Raw genomic sequence first — 19,964 nt, 5'->3', positions numbered from 1 at the left:
GCATGCACTTAGTTCACAGTGAACATCGACTGGATGAATACCCCCGAGCCACGGACACCGGCAGCTACGCACCGGCGTGCACATATGCCGCGTAACGCGTCGGTAGCTGTGGGGTCCGGTCCCGCAGCGCTCGGGTCGTACGGTGGAGCGCTTCGGCCGTCGAGGAGACTTCAACTGTGTCGGCAGAGGTTCGCAGGGCGGCGTAGAAGGCGCTTGCGACCCGGGGGGCCATCGTGTCCTCGATCTCCCACAGAGTGCCGACCACATGTCTGAACCCCGCCATCTGCAGGGCACTGGTCAGGTGGATGCTTTCGTCCAGGAGACGGAGGTCCTGGCTCAGCGCCGTGGAACAAGCCGACAGGAAGGCGAGTTGCGCGCTGTCCAGACGAACGGCGCCGAGCCGCGCCACGTTGAGGGGCGACTGTTCGTGCCCCATGACGAGGAGCTCGCTGCGGGACGGATCCGTGGCGTCACTGATGGCATGACATGCGAAGTGCACGAATTGCGTGTCGTGCAGGTACCGGAGGATGTTCGAGGTGTCCGCGGGCCCGGTCGGCCGGTTTCCCGGCTCCGTCGAGAAGGAGGCGGTTTCGCTGACGAGACAGCGAGGCGAAGGCAGTACGGTGCGCACGTGTTCCGCTTCCTCCCGTGCGCCGGGCAGTGGGGCCGCTCCCGGGACCGCCGGAACCGCCACGATCAGCGATCTGGGCGCCGTAGTGGGTGGGGTTGTCGCGCGTCGGGCGTGCCGAAGGGCTCGTACCGTCGGTGTGTAGGACGAGACCACCCGGTCCATCACCGTGTCGGCCGCATCGGTGCGGAGATGGTGGCCTGCTGCGTGCAGGGGCAGGACGCCGAGAAGCCCTCCCGGTGCCCACCAGAGGCGTGGCCAGGAAGCGCCGTCGGCAGGTGTGCCGAGGTGGCCGAGACGGTTGAGGACAGGCTCGGCGACGGTGTCCCAGAGCCACTCCAGCGTGGTGCGCAGTGCTGCCTGTGCCTGCTTCCTCTCCGTCGCGCTCAGGTGCGGGTCACCGGAGGCACGGACCGCGCGGTGGAAGTTGAGGGCATGACCGATCAGATCGATGTGGCCCAGCCGGGGCAAGGGAAGGTGGACGACGCCGAGGGCTGTCACCAGGAGTGCGTCACTGCGGGTGGGATGGGAATTGATCACGACCACGGGCCCTTCGCGGGCGATTTCGGTCAGGTCCCGGAGGGAGGGCGGCTGAAAGAAGTCGGCGAATCCCGGCAGCTCCCGGATGCGCGCGAGGAGGTCTTCGAGTTTCCGGCCCCCCGTGTACAGGGCCTCGTCGTCGGGGGCGGGAGGTGCGGCTTCGATCTCGGCGTTGGTGACGGGCGCGTCGAGTTGTTCGAGCAGGTTGTCGAGATGTTCGGCGAGTGCTGGGTGCTGCTCCCTGAGACGGCTGAAGTCGCCGCGTGCCTCAAGTGTCTGGCTGAGCATGACGGCACGACCGGTCTCCAGCATCAGAAGGGCTTCCTCCGCGTGCGTGCTGCCGGTTGTCCCTTCGCCTGCTCGGAGGAGGGCGGCCGCGGCCTCCGAGGCCAAGCCCCGCAAGTCCCTCAGCAGGGACTGCTGGTCGTCGCGCCGGACGGAGCGTGAGACAGCGCGTGGCAGCAGATGAACCGCTTCCCGCAGCAGGGCCGCCGCGCGTGCGGGATCACTGCGCATCGCCAGTTCCGCTGCCGCGCGTGCCCCGGTGATGCGTAGCGCACTCGGAGCTTCCGTCATGCGGGCGACGTCCGTGCCGATGCGCTCGATTTCCTCCCGGTCCCGCGCTTTCTGCCGTGCCGAGGCCCGGTCCAGTTCAGCTCGTGCTTTCAGGAAGAGGCCGAGGTTGTTCAGGCACGCTGCTTTCGGGCGGCCCGCGCCCGGCTCGGCCGTCGCTGCCTGTCTGGCGGCTTCGACAGCCAGGTCGAGCAGGCCGGGGTCGCGGGTGTGCCGATATCCGGCGAAGCGCACGGAGGCAAGGTTGGTCAGGCGTCCGGCACGGTAGGCATGCTGCTCGGGCGTGCAGCGGACGGAGGTTTCGCATGCGTCGAGGGCTTGGGCGAGATCTGCTTCGAGGTGGCCTTCCTCGAACCGGAGCAGCAGTGCCATGCCGAGGTTGATCTGATGCGTCGCTGCTTCGGGGTGCTCGCGTGGTGTGGCTTCGACCGCCTGGCGACAACTCCGCACCGCTCGTTCGATGTCAACGCGCTGCCCTGTTCGCTGAAAGCGGCAGTAGAGCGCCTTACCGTGGTTCGACAGGAGGAGCGGGCGGTGGGTCTGCCCCGGAGGACAGCTTTCGAGGGCTGTGCCGAGGAACTCGATGGCTTCGTCGAGGAAGGCCAGCGCGTTGCTGGCATGGTAGCGACTCAGCAGTGCCAGGCCCAGGTTGTTGTGGTCCGCGTAGCCGGCGCCGGGCAGGCTGACGCTCTGCCGGTGCATACCGATTGCCTCGTCGAGATCGTCCAGGCTTCCGGTGAATTCGAACCGCTCGCTGAGGGACAGTGCGAGCATGCTCAGTCTGACGGAGTACTTCGCGTGATGGGGCGGAGTCATGGCGGCCGCCTCACGGCCGTGGTCGACAGCCGCGTCCAGAACCGACAGATCGTTGTGGGACCTGAACTGAATACGCAGGGCCGATCCCAGGTTGGCCAGTGCCATGGCCCTGGCCGGTGGATCGATGGCGGTGTCCCTGGCCAGCCGGGCCGCACGAATCGCCTCGTGCAGATCCTCGGGGAGACCGAAGTGCTCGTGGCGCTGGACGAGCGCGCCGCACAGGGCGGACAACACGGACGATCGCATGTCCTGTTCGCCTGCTGAGGTATCTGCGATCTGCCGGAAATGCAGAATCGCGGCGTCCAGATCCGATTTATCACCCTTGCACTTGAAGCGGGCGTCGAGAATTCGGGCGAGCCGGTAATGGCGGGCAGCCCATTCGGGGTCGTCGAGAGCCGTCTGCTCGGCACACGCGCGAGCCAGAGCGATGGCCCCGGCGATGTCCTCGTCGTCCACAGTGCGCTCGTACCGCAGGGCCAGGTCATCGCTGTAGTTGCCCAGTACCCGGAGGTGGAGCGTGGGGTCGTGGGAGGTCAGGCCGGCGAGCCGGTAATCGACTCCGACGAGTTCGTCGAGATTTTCGTCCACCACGGCCGCGAAGGCACTGTCGTCCAGCGCCTCGCGAAGGGCTGCCGCACGGTTGAAGAGCAGTACCGGCAGAGCGGGATCGGCGTCCGAGGGTACCTCCAGGGACCGACCGCTCAACATCAGCGCCAACGTGAGGTATTCGGGGTCCGCCGACGACCGGTACGCGGCGAGGCAGGCTCCGCCCGCGTTCCCCAGGCGTACGAAGTAGTCCTGATCGCTCTGAGGTGTGCCCATGACGATCCGTGTCCACAGAGCAGCCGTGGCCAGCGGATCATGACCTTGACTCAGCATGTTTTCCGCACGTTCCGCGGCGTTTGTGACGATGGCCGAGTTGTAGGGTTCCGTGGCCTCGTCCAGTTGCAGGCCGGCGACGAAACAGTCGGTGAAGACCTCCACCGCGCGCCACAGATCCGAGTCTCCGCCGTCGCCCTTGGCGTACGACCTCAGCAGCAGCACCCGGCCGAGCAGATACAGCGCGTCGATGTCCGGCCCGTCCTCCTCCAGGGCCCGTGCAAGCCGGTCGAGCTCGACCTCCGCCTCATACCGCAGGAGCCGCTCGCGCGCTTCCTCCACACTCCGAATGCCGTCGATACGGCGTCGCATCGCTCGCACGACGTCCTGGTCCACATCACTCTCCAAGCAGTTGGCCCGTACACAGGAGCAATGAACGGCCGCGGGCGCCGATCGCGGCGGTTCCGCGCACAGGTGATCCGGCCGCGATTCACGGCACAGGAGGCGGGCTGCCGCCGAGAAGCAGGGTGAGGGCCTCTGCGGTCTCCCTGGACAGCGGGCCGGGCGGTGCGCTCCCGTCCGGCGATTCCGGTCCCGGCCGCCCCAGCCCGAGAGCCGCGGCGAGTTCCGCGGTGTGAAGTCGCGCTGCCGCCTCAAGCAGCAGGGCGTAGGTGTCGGCGCAGTTCCGCACGCGAAGTCGGCCCGCAACCGCGAGCGCGCATCCGATCAGCCCGGCAGGCCACCACCAGACCGCCAGCATCAGGTACAGCAGGGACCAGCCGAGAAGTGAGGCGGCTCGGCTCAGCGCACTGCGGGCGAGGGTGACTTCGGTGCGCGTGGGCTCCGGGAACGTGAGCCACAGGTAGGGCCAGATCGTGGCGAGGCTGAGGTGGTGGTCCCGCTCAAGTCTCGCGGTGACAGCGTGAACGCGGTCACCGCTCCAGGTGGGCCGCTGCGGGTACTCCTGGCTGATCCGGGCCATCGTGCGGTACGCGGCCTCCCGCGGTGCGGGATCCGCGCGCGTGCCCAGGGCGCGACTGCGAGCCGCGGCCACCCGCAGATCGAGATAGATGCGTGCCGCCCGTGTCCATCGGTCACGTCGCACAGAAACCAGCCACGCCGCAGCCACCCGGCCGGGCGGTATCCATGTTTGCCAGTCGGCCGCCAGCACGACTCGTTCCACCAGGGAGCCCATGCCCTGTGCACCCAGACCCACAGCAGCCGAAGCGGCCAGCACCGAGACCAGCAGCAGCACCTGGCCACCTACGGTGTCGACCGTAGGGCTCTGCGCGTAGTCGTTGACGCGGCGGATGAGCTGAGCGGCATCGAGGGCGCGCTCGTGCCTCAGACAGGTGCCCGCCGCAACCACGGCCAGGTAGAGGGCGCCCGGCAGGACGAGCAGTGAGAGCCAGCGCTCGGCGAGTTTCTTTCCCAGTTCGCTCCACAGGGCGCCCACGCCTACAGGGTCTCCCGGAGCAGCTGTTGGTCCGTGAGCAGGCAGCGAGGTACCGGATCACCACCAGAGGGGAGGAAGTACCGGGAGCATGACCGGGCCGGGCACAGATAGACGGTCTCCGCCGACGCTCCGGGCACGTTGCGGGCCGCACCACTTATGTGGAGCCCTCGACTCGCGGAATCGTGACCGACTCGCCCGTACAGGCCCAAAATGTCCCCCCCGCCCTGCAAATGCCCATGGAGCCGGCCGAGTACTGGTTCGGTATCGGCGCCGTTCGATACCGCGCCGGCCAGACGGTCCAGCAATTCCATGCCGTCAGGCGGCTCTTCTTCCTGCAACTCGGAGCGCAGCTGAGGCAGTTCCGCGCAGACATACGCCAGCGCATCCGCGCGGCGGACCATGTCCTGCCTGTCGTCCACAGACACTCCCCCGAGCCATGTCCACCCGCGAGCAGCGAACGAAGATGCGCCTCACCCTATCGCCCGCCCGCATACGCGGTGAGATGCATTACAGCCATCAACCCCGATGACTGCGCTTGCTGTTGGCGTGTGCAAGAGAAGGTCGTGGCCCGGAAACACCTGGCGGTCGGGGGCAGCGGGAGCTACGCTGCCCCGCGATGACAACTCACTCTGTAAACAGATTGGGGGACCCGTCCGCGCAAGGTGAGTGCTGATGCTCACTCAAGACGCGAACAGGGATTCCCGCCTGTCCTTCTGGCTGCGCGTGCGAGAGTTCGCCGTGCCGCCCCCCATGATCGAGACCGCGACCGCCCGCCGTCATGTCGGCGACTGGGCGGGAGCGTGCGCCGCCGCGGGTGTCGATGTCGATCTCAGCCCGCGGTCCGTGGCACGCACCCACGGCCGGGAACTCGCGTCCCGGCTCCGGGACGATCTCCGCCATCTGGCTCCTGACCTGTTGCGCTGGCACCTGCCGAGGATCGCTCCCCGTGGGCTGCTGCGTCCGGGGCTGACGATCGCTCTGGCCCGGTACGACACCGAGGGGTCCGACGGCGGGCGACCGGTGCAGCTGGTGGTCCGGACTCCGCCCGCCTGGGCGGATGCCGGTCAGCGGGTCAGTCTCGCGCTGTGGGACGGATCCGGATCCGGGGCCGAGGCCCGACGCCATCCGCACCACCACCCGAACCCCCGGTTCCGCCTCGATCTGCACCGCCATCTGTGGGATGCGCGCAGGACCGATGAGCTGCGGGTCCGGTCCGGGGCCGATGGGCCGCCCGCCGACCGCCGGACCGCGGTGCCTCCCGAAGTGCTGGGGATGGTGCCGCCTGCGCGTCGCTGCGCCGTCGACCGGTGGGCGGCCGAGGCGGGGATTCTGCTCCGGGCCGAGGGGCGGCCCGCCGGTACCGTCGCCGTGCGGCTCGGGGCCCGGCACCGGCTGCTCCTGGACCTGGTCGCCGAGCGGGACGGACCCGGGCCGCCCGCGCTGCGGATCGCGGCCGCGACCACGGGCCGCGGCAGCTCCGCGCTGCCGGTCCTGCCCGACGCGGCGACCTGGGTGCTGCCCGACCTCGATCTGATCCGTACCGGTTCGATCGAGGCCGGCCGGCTGCATCCGCTGGTCGTCACGGCGCTGGCACCGGGTCGTCCGCCGGCCGGTCCGGCACCGGACCCGGACCGGGCGGGACAACCGCGCCTCGTGGAATGCCGGGGAGCCCGGCATCGGATCGGCCTGGTCGACGGGGTACTGGCCCCGCTGGACCACGACCCGGCCGAGATCCGCCGGGAGGAACTGCTGGTCGCGCTGACCGGCACTCCGCTGCCCTGCCTCCAGGCCATCGACGAGGCGCACCGCCGTCCGGACTGCCTCGCCGGTGTGCGCGAACGCCTGGACCACGGCGACATCGCCGGTGCGCTGGCCGTCGTCGAGGGTCTGCTGGGCCCCGGCGCACTGCTGCGCAGCGGCGATCTGCGGGACGAGCTGGAGGAGGCCGCGCGGCGGCGGATCACGTACGGGCTGTTCAGGGCGGGCCTGATCGAAGGACCGGACCGCCTCCACCCGTACCGCCGCCGCCCCGGTCACCGCCGCGCGCACCCGCGCGACGCCGCCCTCCACTGACCCCGGAACCCCGACTTCCGTACGCCTCGCCACGAACCCACAGGTGATCAGACATGCCCACACACACCCCTTTCGCCACCACCGGCGCCCCCTTTGACCAGGACCGCGTCTCCCAGCTCGACATCGCCGGCGAGCTGACGGCCCTGCTGCGCGACACCACCACCGAACCCCGCCCCGACATCCAGCTGGAGGCCCTGACCCTGGCCGTGGCCGCCGATCTGCCCGTACTCCTGTGGGGCGAGCCCGGCATCGGCAAGACCGCCGCCCTCACCCAGCTCGCAGCCTCGCTGGACCTTCCGCTGACCACGGTCATCGCCAGCGTCCACGAGCCGTCCGACTTCTCGGGGCTGCCCGTCGTCGGCGACGACCCCGCGGAACAGGGCGTCCCGATGGCCCCGCCGGACTGGGCGGTGCGCCTGGTGCGGGCCGGCCGGGGGCTGCTGTTCCTGGACGAGCTGTCCACCGCGCCGCCCGCCGTTCAGGCCGCCCTGCTCCGCCTCGTCCTGGAGCGGCGGATCGGCGCCCTGCGACTGCCGCCCGGGGTCCGGATCGTGGCCGCCGCCAATCCGCGTTCCTCGGCGGCCGACGGCTGGGAGCTGAGTCCGCCGCTGGCCAACCGGTTCGTGCATCTCCAGTGGACCCATGACCACGAGGTCGTGGTGCGTGGCCTCGGCGGGACCTGGCCCAGGGCGACACTGCCACGTCTCGCCCCCGAACGGCTGCCGGAGGCCGTGGACTTCGCCCGCCGCGCGGTGTGCGGGCTCCTCTCCGCCCGGCCGGCGCTCGTGCACCGGCTGCCCAGCGGCGAAACGCGCCGGGGCGGTCCCTGGCCGTCGCCCCGGAGCTGGGACATGACCCTGTGCCTGATCGCGTTCGCGACCGCGGCCGGCTCGTCCAGGGACGTACTCTCCCTGCTGGTCAGGGGCACCGTGGGAGACGGTCCGGGGCTGGAACTGCTGGCCGGCCTGGACCGGATGGACCTGCCGGACCCCGAGACGCTGCTCGCCGACCCGGCGGGCGCCGACCTGCCCGAGCGGGGGGATCTGCGTCAGGCCGTGCTCGACGGTGTGGTGGCGGCGGTCCGCAACCGCCCGGAGAAGTCCCGCTGGGACGCGGCATGGGCGCTCCTGGTCCGGGCGCTGGAAACCGGAGCCCCGGACGTGGTGGTCGTCCCGGCGACCACGCTCGCCTCGCTGCGCCGGGAGGACTGGGACGTTCCGGCATCGATCGAGCAGCTCGCCGGAGCGGTGTCCCTGTCCCGGCGGGCGGACCGGGCGGCGGCCCGTACGGCGGACCGGGCCGCGCTCGCCACGAAGGCCGGCCGATGAACCCGGAAGCACCGGACGCACCGCGGACACTGGACCGCGACAAGCTCTTCGCCGCCCGGCTGCAAGCCGTCCGGGCCCGCCCCTACCTGGCGACGGCCCTGTTCGCCCTGCGCGTCGTGGAATCGCGGCGGGTACCGACGATGGCCGTCGACCGGCACTGGCGGTGCTACGTCTCGCCCGGTTTCGTCGACCGGACCCCGGTGGAGGAACTGGCCGGGGTCTGGGTGCACGAGGTGTCGCACCTGCTGCGCGACCATCACGGGCGCAGCGACCGGGTCGCACGGGAGCGCGGGCTGACCGGCCCCGCGGAACGGCTGCGGATGAATATCGCCGCCGACTGCGAGATCAACGACGACGTGTTCGGCGAGGGGCTGGTCCGGCCGGAGGGCGCCGTCCGGCCGGACTCCCTGGGGCTCCCCGAGGGACAGCTCATGGAGGAATACCTGACCCGGTTCCGGCTCGGGCCGCATACGCAGGGCCTGGCCTGGCTGGACTGCGGCAGTGGCGCCGACGGGCTGGAGCGGGAGTGGGACCTGGGGCCGGACGGTGCGCACGGCCTCAGCGAGCAGGAACGGGACGCGGTCCGGTTCCGGGTGGCGCAGGGCATCACCGGCCGGCCGGGGAACGCCTCGAAGGGGTGGCAGCGGTGGGCGGAGCAGGCGTTCCACCCGCCGCAGCCGTGGCGGGATCTGCTGGGTGCGGCGGTCCGTTCGGCCGCCTCCGGATCCGGCGCGGGCGAGGACTACACGTACGGCCGCCCGTCGCGGCGCTCGGCCGGGGTGCCCGGCGCCGTTCTGCCGAGCCTGAGGCGCAGGCCGCCCCGGGTCTGCGTGGTCATCGACACGTCCGCGTCGGTCAGTGACACCGAACTGGGCAGCGCGCTGCTGGAGGTTGCCGCGATCTCCCGTGCCGTCGGCGGCCGTCGCGACCTGATCACCGTGCTCTCGTGCGACGCGGCGGCCCGGGTCGCGCACCCGCTGTGCCGTGCCGAGGGAATACCGCTGGTGGGCGGCGGGGGTACGGATCTGCGCTCGGGGTTCGTCAGAGCCCTGCGGATGCAGCCGCGGCCCGATGTCGTCGTGGTCCTGACCGATGGCCAGACCCCCTGGCCGAGCGCGCAGCCGGCGTGCCGGACGGTGGTGGGCCTGTTCCCCCGGCCGTGGGACGAGGACGATCCCTCCTACGTCCCGGACGCCCCGCCCGAGTGGGCGCGGACGGTGGTCATCGGCGCGGCGGCCTAGGGTCTTTCGTTTGGATCAGGCCGGATCAGGGAGCGGGGTCTGGTGCGTGCGATCGCAAGGCGGAGGAGGGAGTCGATGGGGCCTCCCCTGCTCAAGCGGAGCCGAGAGCTCGGGGAAGGCGCCCTGGCGAGTGACGACAACGCGGCGAGCGTGCGTGCCGGACCCCGCGAGCCCGGCGTGATCCAAACGAGAGGCCCGAGGCGCGGTAGGTCGCTGCCGACCCTTCGTACGGCCCGGCGCCCGCCCCGGGTACTGTCCGCTTGTTCGAATCGAGCCCCGAGCCCGGGGTTGCACGTGGGAGAGTCGTCATGAGTGGAGCGGGACCGGCGGAGCGTATGTGGAAGCCGAGCAACGAAGAGGGCGGGGTGCTCGCGGGCCGGTGGTGGAAGTGGGCCCTGTCCGCACCCGACGACCGGAGCCCGGTCAGGGACACAACGGGTGAGCACGCCGCCTGGAACCAGCCGGACGACCTGTGGTTCCTGGCCGGCACCTACGGCGGTCGGGTGGTGCGGCGCTGCGCGATCCCCTCGGACCGGCCGGTCTTCTTCCCCGTCCTCAACATGCAGCACCCCCGGTCGTACTCAAGGGTGCCCCAGCGCATGACGGCGACGGAGGCCACGGCCTCGCTCAACAGCGTCCCGCTGCCGCTGGAGGAGTTCACCGCGCCGTTCAGGACCGGGCTGACCCAGCGTTACGCGTGGGGTATCTGGGGCGGCTTCGCACCGCTGACTCCCGGCCAGTACGTACTGGAGATCAAGGCCGCGGCCACGAACGGCTTCTGGGTCGACACGACCTACCACCTGGAGTCGAAGGCCGTCTGATCCACCGGCCGTCGTGCCGGGCGGCGGCTTCCGCATGGCCGCTTCCCGGCATACGGCCGAATTCTTGGCGTCCGGCCGGCACAACAGCCGGGCTTGTCCGCCCCGATCCGCCGGACAGCCCATGGGCGTGGCAGGTAGCCGGCATCATGCCGAGCGATCTCGTGAGACCACGAGGAGCACTGACCGAAGTCGGTATCGGCCACCCAGCTCCATTCCCGGCACAAACGCCTGCGCGCCTTCCATCCTCCACACGATTCACACACCGGCATCAGGAGTCGGCCCTGTGAACAAAGTCAATGGACGCAGTAGCCTGTAATGCACTGCGGCCGCCGGGACGCCGACCCGCCCAGCCCGCCGAGGACCCGGAGAGCTTCGATGAGCACATCAAACCCCGTACCGGTCAGCCTGGCCGAGATCGCCCGGATCGCGGGGGTGGGGCGGGCGGCCGTGAGCAACTGGCGCCGCCGCCACGATTCGTTCCCCGCACGGATCGGCGGCTCGGACGTCAGCCCTCAGTTCTCGCTGTCCGAGGTGGAGCAGTGGCTGCGCGACAACGGCAAGCTGGCGAACGCCGGCGGCCGCGAGTTCCTGTGGCCCCGGTTCGAGACACTCGGCAGCCGGGACGAGTCCGGACTCGCCATCGCTGAGGCCGCGCGCCGCATGCGTGCGCCCAGGACGCGCGCCACGGCGTCCGGGCTTTCCGCCGAGGCGAGGGATCTGGCCGGGGAGGCCGCACGGCTGGGGCGGAGCGAAGGCCCGCGCGAGACCTTCGAGTTCCTGTTGCAGCGGTGGCTGGACACCCACGTACGACAGCTCAGCACCACTCCCCCTCGGCTGGCCTCGCTCATGGCCCGGATCGCGCTCGACACCCGGATCACCGACGGTTCGGGAGGACTCACCGTCCTCGATCCGGCGTGCGGCACGGGGCACCTGGTGACGGCGGCGGTACGCGCCTACGACGGTCCGGATCCGGTCCTGCTCGGCTGCGAGCGCGAACCGGCACTCGCAGCCCTCGCCGCCGCCCGGCTCGCCTTCGCGACCGAGGGCCGGGACGCCCGCACGGAGATCGTCACCGCCGACGCGCTGCGCACCGACCCGTTCGCCGGTCTGCACGCCGATATCGCGCTGTGCAACCCGCCGTTCAACGAACGCGACTGGGGCTACGAGGAACTGGCCACCGACCAGCGCTGGACCCACGGCCTCCCGCCCCGTACCGAACCGGAACTGGCCTGGGTCCAGCATCTGACCGCCCATCTCAGGCCCGGCGGCAGCGCGGTGGTCGTCCTCCCGCCCGCCGTCGCGTCCCGCCGGGCCGGGCGCCGCATCCGCGGGTCCCTGCTGCGCACCGGGCTGCTCAGGGCAGTGGTGGCACTGCCGCCGGGCTGTGCGCAGCCGCACAGTGTCTCGCTGCAACTGTGGGTGCTGCGGGCGGCTCCCGACGGCCCGCTCGCGAGTCCGGCCGCCCAGGACGCGCTCCTGATCGACGCGACCCGGGCCGGGCGTCCGGGCACCCGTGAGCAGGGGCCGGACTGGGAGGCCCTGACCTCCTTCGTGCTCTCCGCCGTCTCGCGGCTCGACAGTCCGGAGCGGGAACTGCCCAAGGACGCGGTACGTGTCTCCCTGCTCGACCTGCTGGACGACGAGGTCGACGTCACCCCGGGCCGCTACACCGGATCGGGCGGCGAGCCGTCCGCGGTGGAGCTCAGCGCCTCCTGGCAGGAACTGACCGAGTCCCTGGGCGAACTGACCGGTCTGGTCACCCACCTCTCGAAGCTCGGCCTCACCGGATCGGAGCCGCGAACCACCACCGTGGGGGATCTCGTCAAGGCCGGGGCCCTCACCCTGCACGCGGGGCAGCAGCCGTCGGACACCGCACCGCCGCCCGGCGATTCCGGCACACCCCTGCTCACCGTCCCCGATCTGCTGACGGAGGGCCCCCCGGGCAGACTGCTGGCCCCCGGCGCCGCCCACACCGTGGCCGAGGAGGGGGACGTGATCGTGGCCGGCGTCGTCCGCGCGTTCAGGGCATGGGTCCACGAGGGCCCGCCGGTCGCCCTGGGCCCGCAGCTGTACGCCCTGCGCGTGGACCCGGAGATGCTGGACGCCCACTTCCTCGCCGGGTGCCTGCGCGCACCGGCCAACGGACGCCAGGCCGGCACACACGCCTCCAGCTCGTCCCGGGTGGACATCAGACGGCTCCACGTACTCCAGCTCCCCTTGAACGAGCAGGACTCCTACGCCGATGCCTTCCGTCGCCTCACCGAGTTCGAGAAGCTGCTGAAGCGGACCGACGCTCTCGGCAGGGGGCTGGTGAACGACGTCGGCGACCGGATCGCCGCCGGTGGCCTCACGACCGGCCGCAATGGCCAGTGCCCCTCCCGGCACTGAGGTCTGTCCGGTGTGCGGCGAGAGGCCGCGGGCCGGGATACCTCGGTGGGGTCGTACAGCGGGCGGACGGTGATGTCGCCCCGATCATGCGGGCGATCCGCGCCGAGGTCGAGCTCCCGCGGCAGTAGTGCCGGCCGGCAGGGCGAGCGCGCCCCCGAACACTCCTTGCGGTTTCCCAACACACCGTCCCGGTAAGGGCTCTGATGAGCCATCATCGAATCGGGCGGGAAAAGTCGGGCACGCGGTGCCCGCACCATACGGAGGAGGCGCCAAGTGCGTAGTCGGGTGCGCGCGGCGGACGGGCGGCATCTGGTGGTGGAGCGTCTCGGGGATCCCCGTGGCAGACCGGTCTTCCTGCTGCACGGGATGCCCGGCAGCAGGCTCGGTCCGGCTCCGCGTGGCATGGTCCTCTACCAGCGCAAGACCCAGCTGATCACCTACGACCGGCCGGGCTACGGCGAGTCCGACCGGTTGCCGGGCCGCTGTGTCGCCGACGCCGTTCAGGACGTGCGGGCCATCGCCGACCATCTCGGGCTGGAGCGGTTCGCCGTGGTGGGCCGGTCCGGTGGCGCCCCGCACGCCCTGGCCTGCGCGGCGCTGATGCCCGAGCGGGTGACGCGTACCGCCGCGCTGGTCGGGCTGGCCCCCTGGGGGGCCGACGGTCTCGACTGGTTCGACGGGATGGCCGCGTCCAATGTGCTGGCGTACTCCACGGCGGCGGCCGATCCGGACGGGCTCGCGGAGTCGTTCATCACGCGGTCCGCGGCGATCAGGAAGAACCCGGTCCGGCTCATCGACGATCTGCGCCAGGAGCTGACCGACTCCGACCGGATGGTGGTCAACGACGCCGGGGTCCGTACCATGCTGCTGCGCAACTACCGTGAGGGGCTGCGCACTTCCGCCTGGGGCTGGATCGACGACGCGATCGCGTTCAGCAATCCGTGGGGGTTCGATCCCCAGGACATCACGGGTCCGGTGATGCTGTGGCACGGCGAGAAGGACGTGTTCTCGCCGGTGGGTCACTCGCGCTGGCTGGCCGAACGCATCCCGAACTCCACCGTCGTGGTGGAACCGGCGGCCGCGCACTTCGACGCGCTGCACGCGCTGCCCAGGATCCTCAACTGGCTGCTGGAACCGCCTGCCTGATGACGGGCGGGCCCGGAGGCCCGGGAGCGTCCGGTGACGGCCGGACGCTCCCGGGGCTCACACCGCCGTCGGTTCCAGCTCGCGCTCGAACCTGCGCTCGTCCCGGGCGATCCGGGTCATCGGGTGGTCGTCACCGAGCTGACGGGCCAGCTCCTCGACCGTCTCGGACCTCAGCCGAAGCGCCTCGTCCTTGCGCCCCAGCGCGTCGAGTGTGACCGCCATGTTCGACGTCATGGCCAGGGTCTCCGGGTGATGTGCCCCCAGTACCCTCCTGAGCTGCCCGGACACCCTCTTCTCGGTCTCCAGCACCAGTTCGAGATCGCCCCGCTCCGCCGTCGCGTTCGCCAGATTCATCACGCAGAACAGCGTGTTGGGGTGCTCCGGCCCGTACACCTCCCGCATCGCAGCCACCACCCGGGTCAGCACCCGCGCCGACTCCTCCGAGGCGCCGGTCCCCGACTGGTACACGCCGAGGTTGTTCAGAGCGGCCAGGGTGTACGGGTGTTTCTCCCCCGGCACCTTCATGTACTGGTCGACGACCTCCTGTGCGGTGTCCCTGGCCTCGGTCGCCTCGCCGGCCGCGAACAGGTCGGCCGCCAGATTGAGATCGCAGGCCAGCGACTCCGGGTTGGCGGCGGTGTACTTGGCCCGGTACCTGGCACGGGTGGCCACCGTGAGCCTGCGGGCGTCCTCCAGTCTGCCCGCGCGGCGCAGCGACACCGCGAGGCTCTTCGCCGCGCTCAGGGTGCCCGGGAAGGCCCGGCCGAGCGTGGCCTTGTAGCTGTCGTACGTATGGCTGAGAATGCCGACCGAGTCCTCGTACCGCCCGACGTCCCGCAGGTCCCGGGCCAGGTTCATGGCCGAGGAGAGGCTGTACGGATGTTTCGGGCCGAGCACCTCGACGCGCCGGTCGAAGACGTCCTGGTCGATCTCGCGGGCCTTGGCGTACTGCCCGATGGACCGCAGGGTGAACGCCAGGTTGTTGGCCGCCGCCAGCGTCCTCGGGTGCGATTCGTGGAAGATCTGGTTGAACCCGTCGGTGGCCTCCGTCGCCAGCTCGATCGCCCTGGTGTACTCCCCGAGCGTGCCGAGGTCCGTCGCCAGGCTGCTGGTGCTCATGTACGTGTGCGGGTGCTCCGGGCCCAGGACCTCCTGCTGCATCGCCAGGGTGATCTCGTCGAGTTCCCTGGCCTCCACGTAACGGCCGCGCGAGCGGTAGATGTTGGAGAGGTGGAAGCAGAGGTAGAGGTACTGGATGTCCCGCTCCCCCAGCGTCTCCCGCCAGATCTCGCGCAGCTCCTCACAGACGGTGGTGGCGGTCCGGAAGTCACCGCGCTTCCAGAGGTAGCGGACCCGGTCGATCAGCAGCCTGCGGGCCTCGGGCTCCTTGCAGTTGCGCGCGTCGGACGGGCCGAGGTGCGGCCAGATGGTGGCGAACTGCGGCCAGGTCGAGGGGTTGTCGATCGGCTCGTCGTCGTCGGGCCGGGCGCCCGCCAGGATGCGGTGGACGGCGTGCCGGGCGTCCCGCTGCTCCTCCTCGGTGAGCTGCGCCCGGATGACGGCCTGGACGAGCCGGTGCACCTGGATGGAGTTGGAGACCTGGTCGACCTTGGCGAGGGCGAACCGGCCGATCTCCCGGATGACCCGGCCCAGCACCAGCTTCTCCTGGAGCGAGGCGTCGTACGGCTTCAGTGCCTCGATCATCTCCTTGCTGTACAGGAGGTTCCCCGAGATGGGCTCGGGTGCGAAGAAGGCACAGAGCTGGAGCAGCCGCACCGCGGCGGGCGAGCGCTCCTTGAGCCGCTGGATGGAGATGTTCCAGGTCGCGGCGACCGGCTCCGGGTAACCGGCCGGCTGGTTGAGCGCGAGCACCTCGGGGGCCTGCTGTGCCAGCTGTTCGAGATAGGTGTCGATCGGGGTGGCGGTCTCCGCGATCCAGGCCGCCGCCTGTTCGACGGCCAGCGGCAGGTCACCGACCGCGGTGGCCACCTGGGCGGCGTCCTCGTCGCTCAGCCCCGGGGCCCGGCGCTGAAGGTGTTCGATGGACTCCTCGCGCAGGAAGACGTCGACGGGCAGCGCGTCGCCGTGCTGGGACCAGGCCTGGTTGCGGGAGGTGACCAGGATGTGGCCCGAGCCGCCCTGCGGGAAGTAGCGCCTGAGCCGTTCGGGGTCGTCGGCGTTGTCGAAGACCAGCAGCCAGCGGTCCGAGGGCACACCCCGCCGCAGCAGGTCCACGGCCTCCTGGGAGGCTGCCGCCATGTCGTCGCCGCCCTGGGCGCCCAGCCGGACCGCGAGCTCGGCGAGCGCGGCCACCACGTCGTCGGTCTGCTCGGACGAAATCCACCAGACCAGGTCGTAGTCGGCCATGAAGCGGTGCACGTACTCCAGGGCGACCTGGGTCTTGCCGACGCCGCCGAGACCGTACAGGGTCTGCGGCTGCGGCAGCACGACGGCCATGCCGCCGCCGAGCTGGTCCCGCATCCGTTCCAGGACCAGGGAACGGCCGGTGAAACCGGGGTTGCGCGGCGGGGCGTTCCAGATCCTGGGGACGGTGCCCGGGAAGCGCGGCCCTGGCGACACGGCGTCGGTGAGCTGTACGGGGCGGTCCAGTGCGCGCAGCAGGGCGGCGGTGGCGTGCACCTCGTCGAGCCGGAAGAGGTCGACGGGATTGCGGTCGATATAGGGCGCGGACAGCCGAACGTCACCGACCCTGAGCGGCAGCAGATGGCGCCGGCCGCCGCCCGGGTCCTCCGCGACGGCCCGTTCCCAGAGGTTCACCGCACGCTGGGACTTGAGGTAGGCGCTGGAGAGCAGCACCACGGTACGGGCGGCGTTCTCGGCGGTGGCGGCCGCCGGTTCCAGGGCCTCCCGCTCGGCGGACACATCGCGCGGCACGACGCGGAACCCGGCCCGGGTGAGCACGGATTCGATCCAGTCGGCCCACATCCGGTTCTCCGCCACATAGCTGAGGAAGAGATCGGCCGGCAGCGCGGGCCTGCGCCTGGTGAACGCGTCCCGGATGCGCAGCCGCACCTCTTCGCCGACCGGTGGCATCGAGGTGATCTGCTGGTCGGTGATGACGGAGGTGAGCCGTTCGAAGGCGGAGAGCAGCGAGTTGGTGAGACCGGCCTCGTCGCCGAAGGTCGCGAGGGTCTCCTCGTACGCGTAGTAGGGGCGGTACGGGATCTCCACGGCGCCCCAGTAGGCGGTGAGTTCGTCCCCGGACAGGTCGCGCGGCAGCCGGTCGAACTTGAGCCGGGCCAGCGCCCGTCCGGCGTCGGCCTTCTCCTTCTCGCCCTCGTCGATGCGCATCGGGACGGGGAAGATGGAGATGGGGCGGCCGGTGTAACGCTCGGAGATCTGCCGGGCGACGGAGGCGGCGCCGTCGATGGACTGGTCGCTGAGCGTGAAGCAGTCGACGAGGACGTCGGGGAGGTGGACGGTGCAGATGTCGGCGATGTCGCTGAGGCCGGTCCGGCTGTCGATGAGGACGTAGTCGTAGTTGGCCTTCATGTCGTCGCGCAGGGCGTCGAAGAAGTGGCCGCCGCCGAGCCGGTCGTAGAAGTTGTCCCAGTCGAAGGTGGAGACGGTCGCGGAGTATTCGCGGTTCTGCCGTCCGGCGGAGACGAAGTCGAGGGTGCCGCCCTGCGGGAACTCCCAGCCGAGTGCCTCGGGGGTCAGCGAGACGGCGTGCGGCTGGATGCGCGCGTAGTCGCGGTGCCAGTCGTCGGCGCGCTGAACGGGGCTGGTCGCGGCCCACGCGTACTCGGTGATCAGATCGATGACGCCGGTGGTGGCACCGAGTGTCGACGGGTCGAGGAACGGGTGGAAGAAGCGGTGGAGCCCCGGTGCCTCCAGGTCCCAGTCGACGGCCAGTACCCGTTTTCCGTTGGCGGCGAGTATCCAGGCGGTGTTGGCCAGGGCCATGGTGCGCCCGGTGCCGCCCTTGTACGAGTAGAAGGTGACGATGCGCCCGTCACGACCGGCCGTCATCCGTGTCCTCCGCATCCGTCGCATGGTCATGTGTCTCGGAGATGTAGTGCGTCTGTGCCATCGGCCCCATCAGCCGCGTCCGTTCGGTGTGTCCGCCGCCGGTGGCGGGTGGATACACCGCCGCGTGCCTCAGGTACTGCTGGGCCGCGACCTCGACCACCTGCGGCAGGATCTGCCCGAAGGCCTCCATGCTGGGTACGCCCCTGGCGGCGGCACGGCAGTACGCCCGGCCCTGGCGCATCTTGGTCGGCATGGTCTGTTCGAGCTTCTCGGTCAGTTCGGCCTCGGCCGCCATGCTCTCGTGGTCGTCGCGGTTCCACGGCACGACCATCGTCACCCAGGGGCGGTTCTCCGCGTCGAAGGCGGCGAGCCGGCGACGGCGGTCCTCGTCCTGCAGGGCCCAGCGGTCGACGAGCAGGATCTCCGGTCTGCTGGGCGGCTGTTTGCCCTCGGGGTGGCCGGACTCCTCGTCGAAGGAGGAGACGGTGACCTGGTAGTTGAGGGAGTGCACCAGGTCCTGGGCGACATAGGCCAGGGGGCGGGCCGCGGCCGGATGGTAGGGGTTCCAGTCCTGCGGATTGTCGCCGTAGTACTCGGCGTTGCGTCCCGCGGGCAGGTCGTGCCGTGTGGGGGCGGCGATGGTCACCTGCATGGGCCGGGGACCGCCCACTCCGCCGCTGCCCAGCGGGCCGAACGCGCTGGGGGCCAGCCGGTAGTCGACGGGACGGCCGGTGCCGAGTCTGATGGTGTCGGCGACCGTGACGATGCGCTTGGCGAGTTCGTACACCGCGCGCTCGTACTCCTCCTCGAAGAGCTTGAGCTTGATCAGGCCGTAGAGCCCGTCACTGACATAACGGTCGCCGAAGTCGCGGTGGTTGAACTGTAATCGCTCGGCCGGTCCCGGCAGCTGGCTCGGGGGCACGGGCACCCAGAGTGCCGGGACGATCGCCTCGGCGCTCTGGTTGGAGCGGGCCCGGTGGTGGATGGCGCGCTGCGCGAAGGCGTACCACTCCTTGCCGCACATCTCGCTCGCGAAGTAGCGCGGCGAGAACAGCGGAACGAACACCCGGCAGGTGGCGAGCAACTCACCGAGCCGTTCCGACCAGCCCTCGCCGGAGCGTATCTCGCGGTCTATGAACCCCGCGGGCGCGCCCGCGGGCAGATCTGTCAGGGCCAGCACATGGCCGCAGAGATCCTGGAAGAGCCGCTCGACCCACATATCGGGGTCCGTTCCACCGCCGTACCCCGGTGTATGGGCATAACTCAAGAAGAAGTACGGCCGATGGTCCGCAGCTCGCTGCTGCGTTGTTGCGTGCACACGACCCCCGTCCTGTGTGAGCACCCGCATCCGGGAAGTGAAGTGAATGCGAGCGAATTCATCATTCCGGAGCGGACGTTGCTCCACCCCCATGGCGTTCGGTCATTCAACGCCGGTTTTCAGTCATACGTTCCCCGGTTCAGTCGATCATTTCCTTGATCGAATTCGGTCTGCGGCTGTTCCTCCCAGTTGTCCCGTGTGTGCCGCCACTCCCCGCCCTAACCGGAATTCAACCCTCAGATCTCTTTTCGCATCAGATCCAGCAGCCGCTTTCCGCTGACGGTGAGCTCGGCGGCACCCTCCAGTGTGTCGAGAGCCTGCGGTACGCCCTCCAGACAGTGCGGCTCGAATGCGCCCAACGCCATCCGCTCATAGGTGTCGGCCAGCAACCGGGAAAACGGAACTGGTTCTTCCCGCCAAGGCATTCGATGTTCCCAGGAGCCGTCCGCCGCGTAAAGATCCGTGACATCGGCAAGCGCCTGCAATTCGGCCCGCCGGAAGCCCCGCAGCAGCGCGATCGCCAGCTCCTCGGCGCTGCCGTCCACAGCGATGCCCAGCGCGCCGTAGCCGTGCCGCCCCACCGACGGCTCCGCCGGGGCCTGGCCGGTCAACGGTGTCAGGGTGGTGAGCCGGCCCGCCATCTCCCGTGCGCGCACCGGAGTCTTCGCCTCGATCAGCGCCCAGGCGTCGCCGAGCCCGACCACCAGATCCGCGGCGGCCCGGTCGTCGAGGGCGGCCGCGGCCGGCGCGGCGAAGCAGTCGCGGTACGGGTCGAGGTCGTCGAGCACCCAGCCGAGTGCGGCACCCGGCGCGGCACCGGGCAG

12 protein-coding genes are annotated in these 19,964 nt (G+C 70.6%); 6 read left to right on the top strand and 6 right to left on the bottom strand.

Translation table 11 applies throughout. The features are described 5' to 3' along the window. Positions 1 to 64: 64 nt before the first annotated feature. From ABZY11_RS22375 to ABZY11_RS22365, 3 genes are all read right to left on the bottom strand, one after another. Positions 65 to 3,772 (bottom strand): CHAT domain-containing protein, encoded by a 3,708-nt coding sequence (locus tag ABZY11_RS22375; protein WP_356480826.1) that lies wholly within the window; start codon positions 3,770 to 3,772, stop codon positions 65 to 67. A 94-nt stretch (positions 3,773 to 3,866) separates the two neighbouring features. Beyond that, positions 3,867 to 4,832: a hypothetical protein gene (locus ABZY11_RS22370; protein WP_356480825.1), complete on the bottom strand. Its 966-nt coding sequence runs from the start codon at positions 4,830 to 4,832 to the stop codon at positions 3,867 to 3,869. Positions 4,833 to 4,834: 2 nt separating this feature from the next. After that, the gene (locus tag ABZY11_RS22365) at positions 4,835 to 5,251 is read right to left on the bottom strand and encodes a hypothetical protein (RefSeq protein WP_356480824.1); all 417 of its coding nucleotides are present in this window, start codon (positions 5,249 to 5,251) and stop codon (positions 4,835 to 4,837) included. 253 nt (positions 5,252 to 5,504) lie between these two features. On the opposite strand from ABZY11_RS22365, the gene ABZY11_RS22360 reads away from it, so the two are divergent. The 6 genes from ABZY11_RS22360 to ABZY11_RS22335 all read left to right on the top strand — a co-directional run bounded on the left by ABZY11_RS22360 (position 5,505) and on the right by ABZY11_RS22335 (position 13,829). Continuing rightward, the gene (locus tag ABZY11_RS22360) at positions 5,505 to 6,905 is read left to right on the top strand and encodes a hypothetical protein (RefSeq protein ID WP_356480823.1); all 1,401 of its coding nucleotides are present in this window, start codon (positions 5,505 to 5,507) and stop codon (positions 6,903 to 6,905) included. Positions 6,906 to 6,958: 53 nt separating this feature from the next. Continuing rightward, positions 6,959 to 8,233 carry a MoxR family ATPase gene (locus ABZY11_RS22355; protein ID WP_356480822.1) on the top strand — a complete coding sequence of 425 codons (1,275 nt, stop codon included), beginning with the start codon at positions 6,959 to 6,961 and terminating at the stop codon, positions 8,231 to 8,233. Then, positions 8,230 to 9,474 (top strand): VWA-like domain-containing protein, encoded by a 1,245-nt coding sequence (locus tag ABZY11_RS22350; RefSeq protein ID WP_356480821.1) that lies wholly within the window; start codon positions 8,230 to 8,232, stop codon positions 9,472 to 9,474. The genes ABZY11_RS22355 and ABZY11_RS22350 overlap by 4 nt, the downstream gene beginning before the upstream one ends. Before the next feature lie 308 nt (positions 9,475 to 9,782). Next, positions 9,783 to 10,295, top strand: coding sequence for a hypothetical protein (locus tag ABZY11_RS22345; protein WP_356480820.1), 513 nt, complete (start codon positions 9,783 to 9,785; stop codon positions 10,293 to 10,295). Positions 10,296 to 10,670: 375 nt separating this feature from the next. After that, positions 10,671 to 12,683 carry an N-6 DNA methylase gene (locus ABZY11_RS22340; RefSeq protein WP_356480819.1) on the top strand — a complete coding sequence of 671 codons (2,013 nt, stop codon included), beginning with the start codon at positions 10,671 to 10,673 and terminating at the stop codon, positions 12,681 to 12,683. A 273-nt stretch (positions 12,684 to 12,956) separates the two neighbouring features. Next, positions 12,957 to 13,829: an alpha/beta fold hydrolase gene (locus ABZY11_RS22335; RefSeq protein WP_356480818.1), complete on the top strand. Its 873-nt coding sequence runs from the start codon at positions 12,957 to 12,959 to the stop codon at positions 13,827 to 13,829. 57 nt (positions 13,830 to 13,886) lie between these two features. On the opposite strand, the gene fxsT is transcribed toward ABZY11_RS22335, so the two are convergent. From fxsT to fxsB, 3 genes are all read right to left on the bottom strand, one after another. Next, positions 13,887 to 17,822: an FxSxx-COOH system tetratricopeptide repeat protein gene (gene fxsT / locus ABZY11_RS22330; RefSeq protein ID WP_356480817.1), complete on the bottom strand. Its 3,936-nt coding sequence runs from the start codon at positions 17,820 to 17,822 to the stop codon at positions 13,887 to 13,889. Beyond that, positions 17,806 to 19,170 (bottom strand): FxsC protein, encoded by a 1,365-nt coding sequence (gene fsxC / locus ABZY11_RS22325; protein ID WP_356480816.1) that lies wholly within the window; start codon positions 19,168 to 19,170, stop codon positions 17,806 to 17,808. Before fsxC ends, fxsT begins: the two co-directional genes overlap by 17 nt. A 206-nt stretch (positions 19,171 to 19,376) precedes the next feature. Beyond that, on the bottom strand, positions 19,377 to 19,964 hold a 588-nt coding region (fxsB, locus tag ABZY11_RS22320), incomplete at its 5' end, for a radical SAM/SPASM protein FxsB, inactivated metallohydrolase extension form (protein ID WP_356480815.1).

It is taken from the genome of Streptomyces sp. NPDC006510 (assembly GCF_040611955.1).
Lineage (GTDB): Bacteria > Actinomycetota > Actinomycetes > Streptomycetales > Streptomycetaceae > Streptomyces.
The sequence above is the reverse complement of the archived record's forward strand: the minus strand, read 5'-3'. Positions and strand labels throughout refer to the sequence as shown.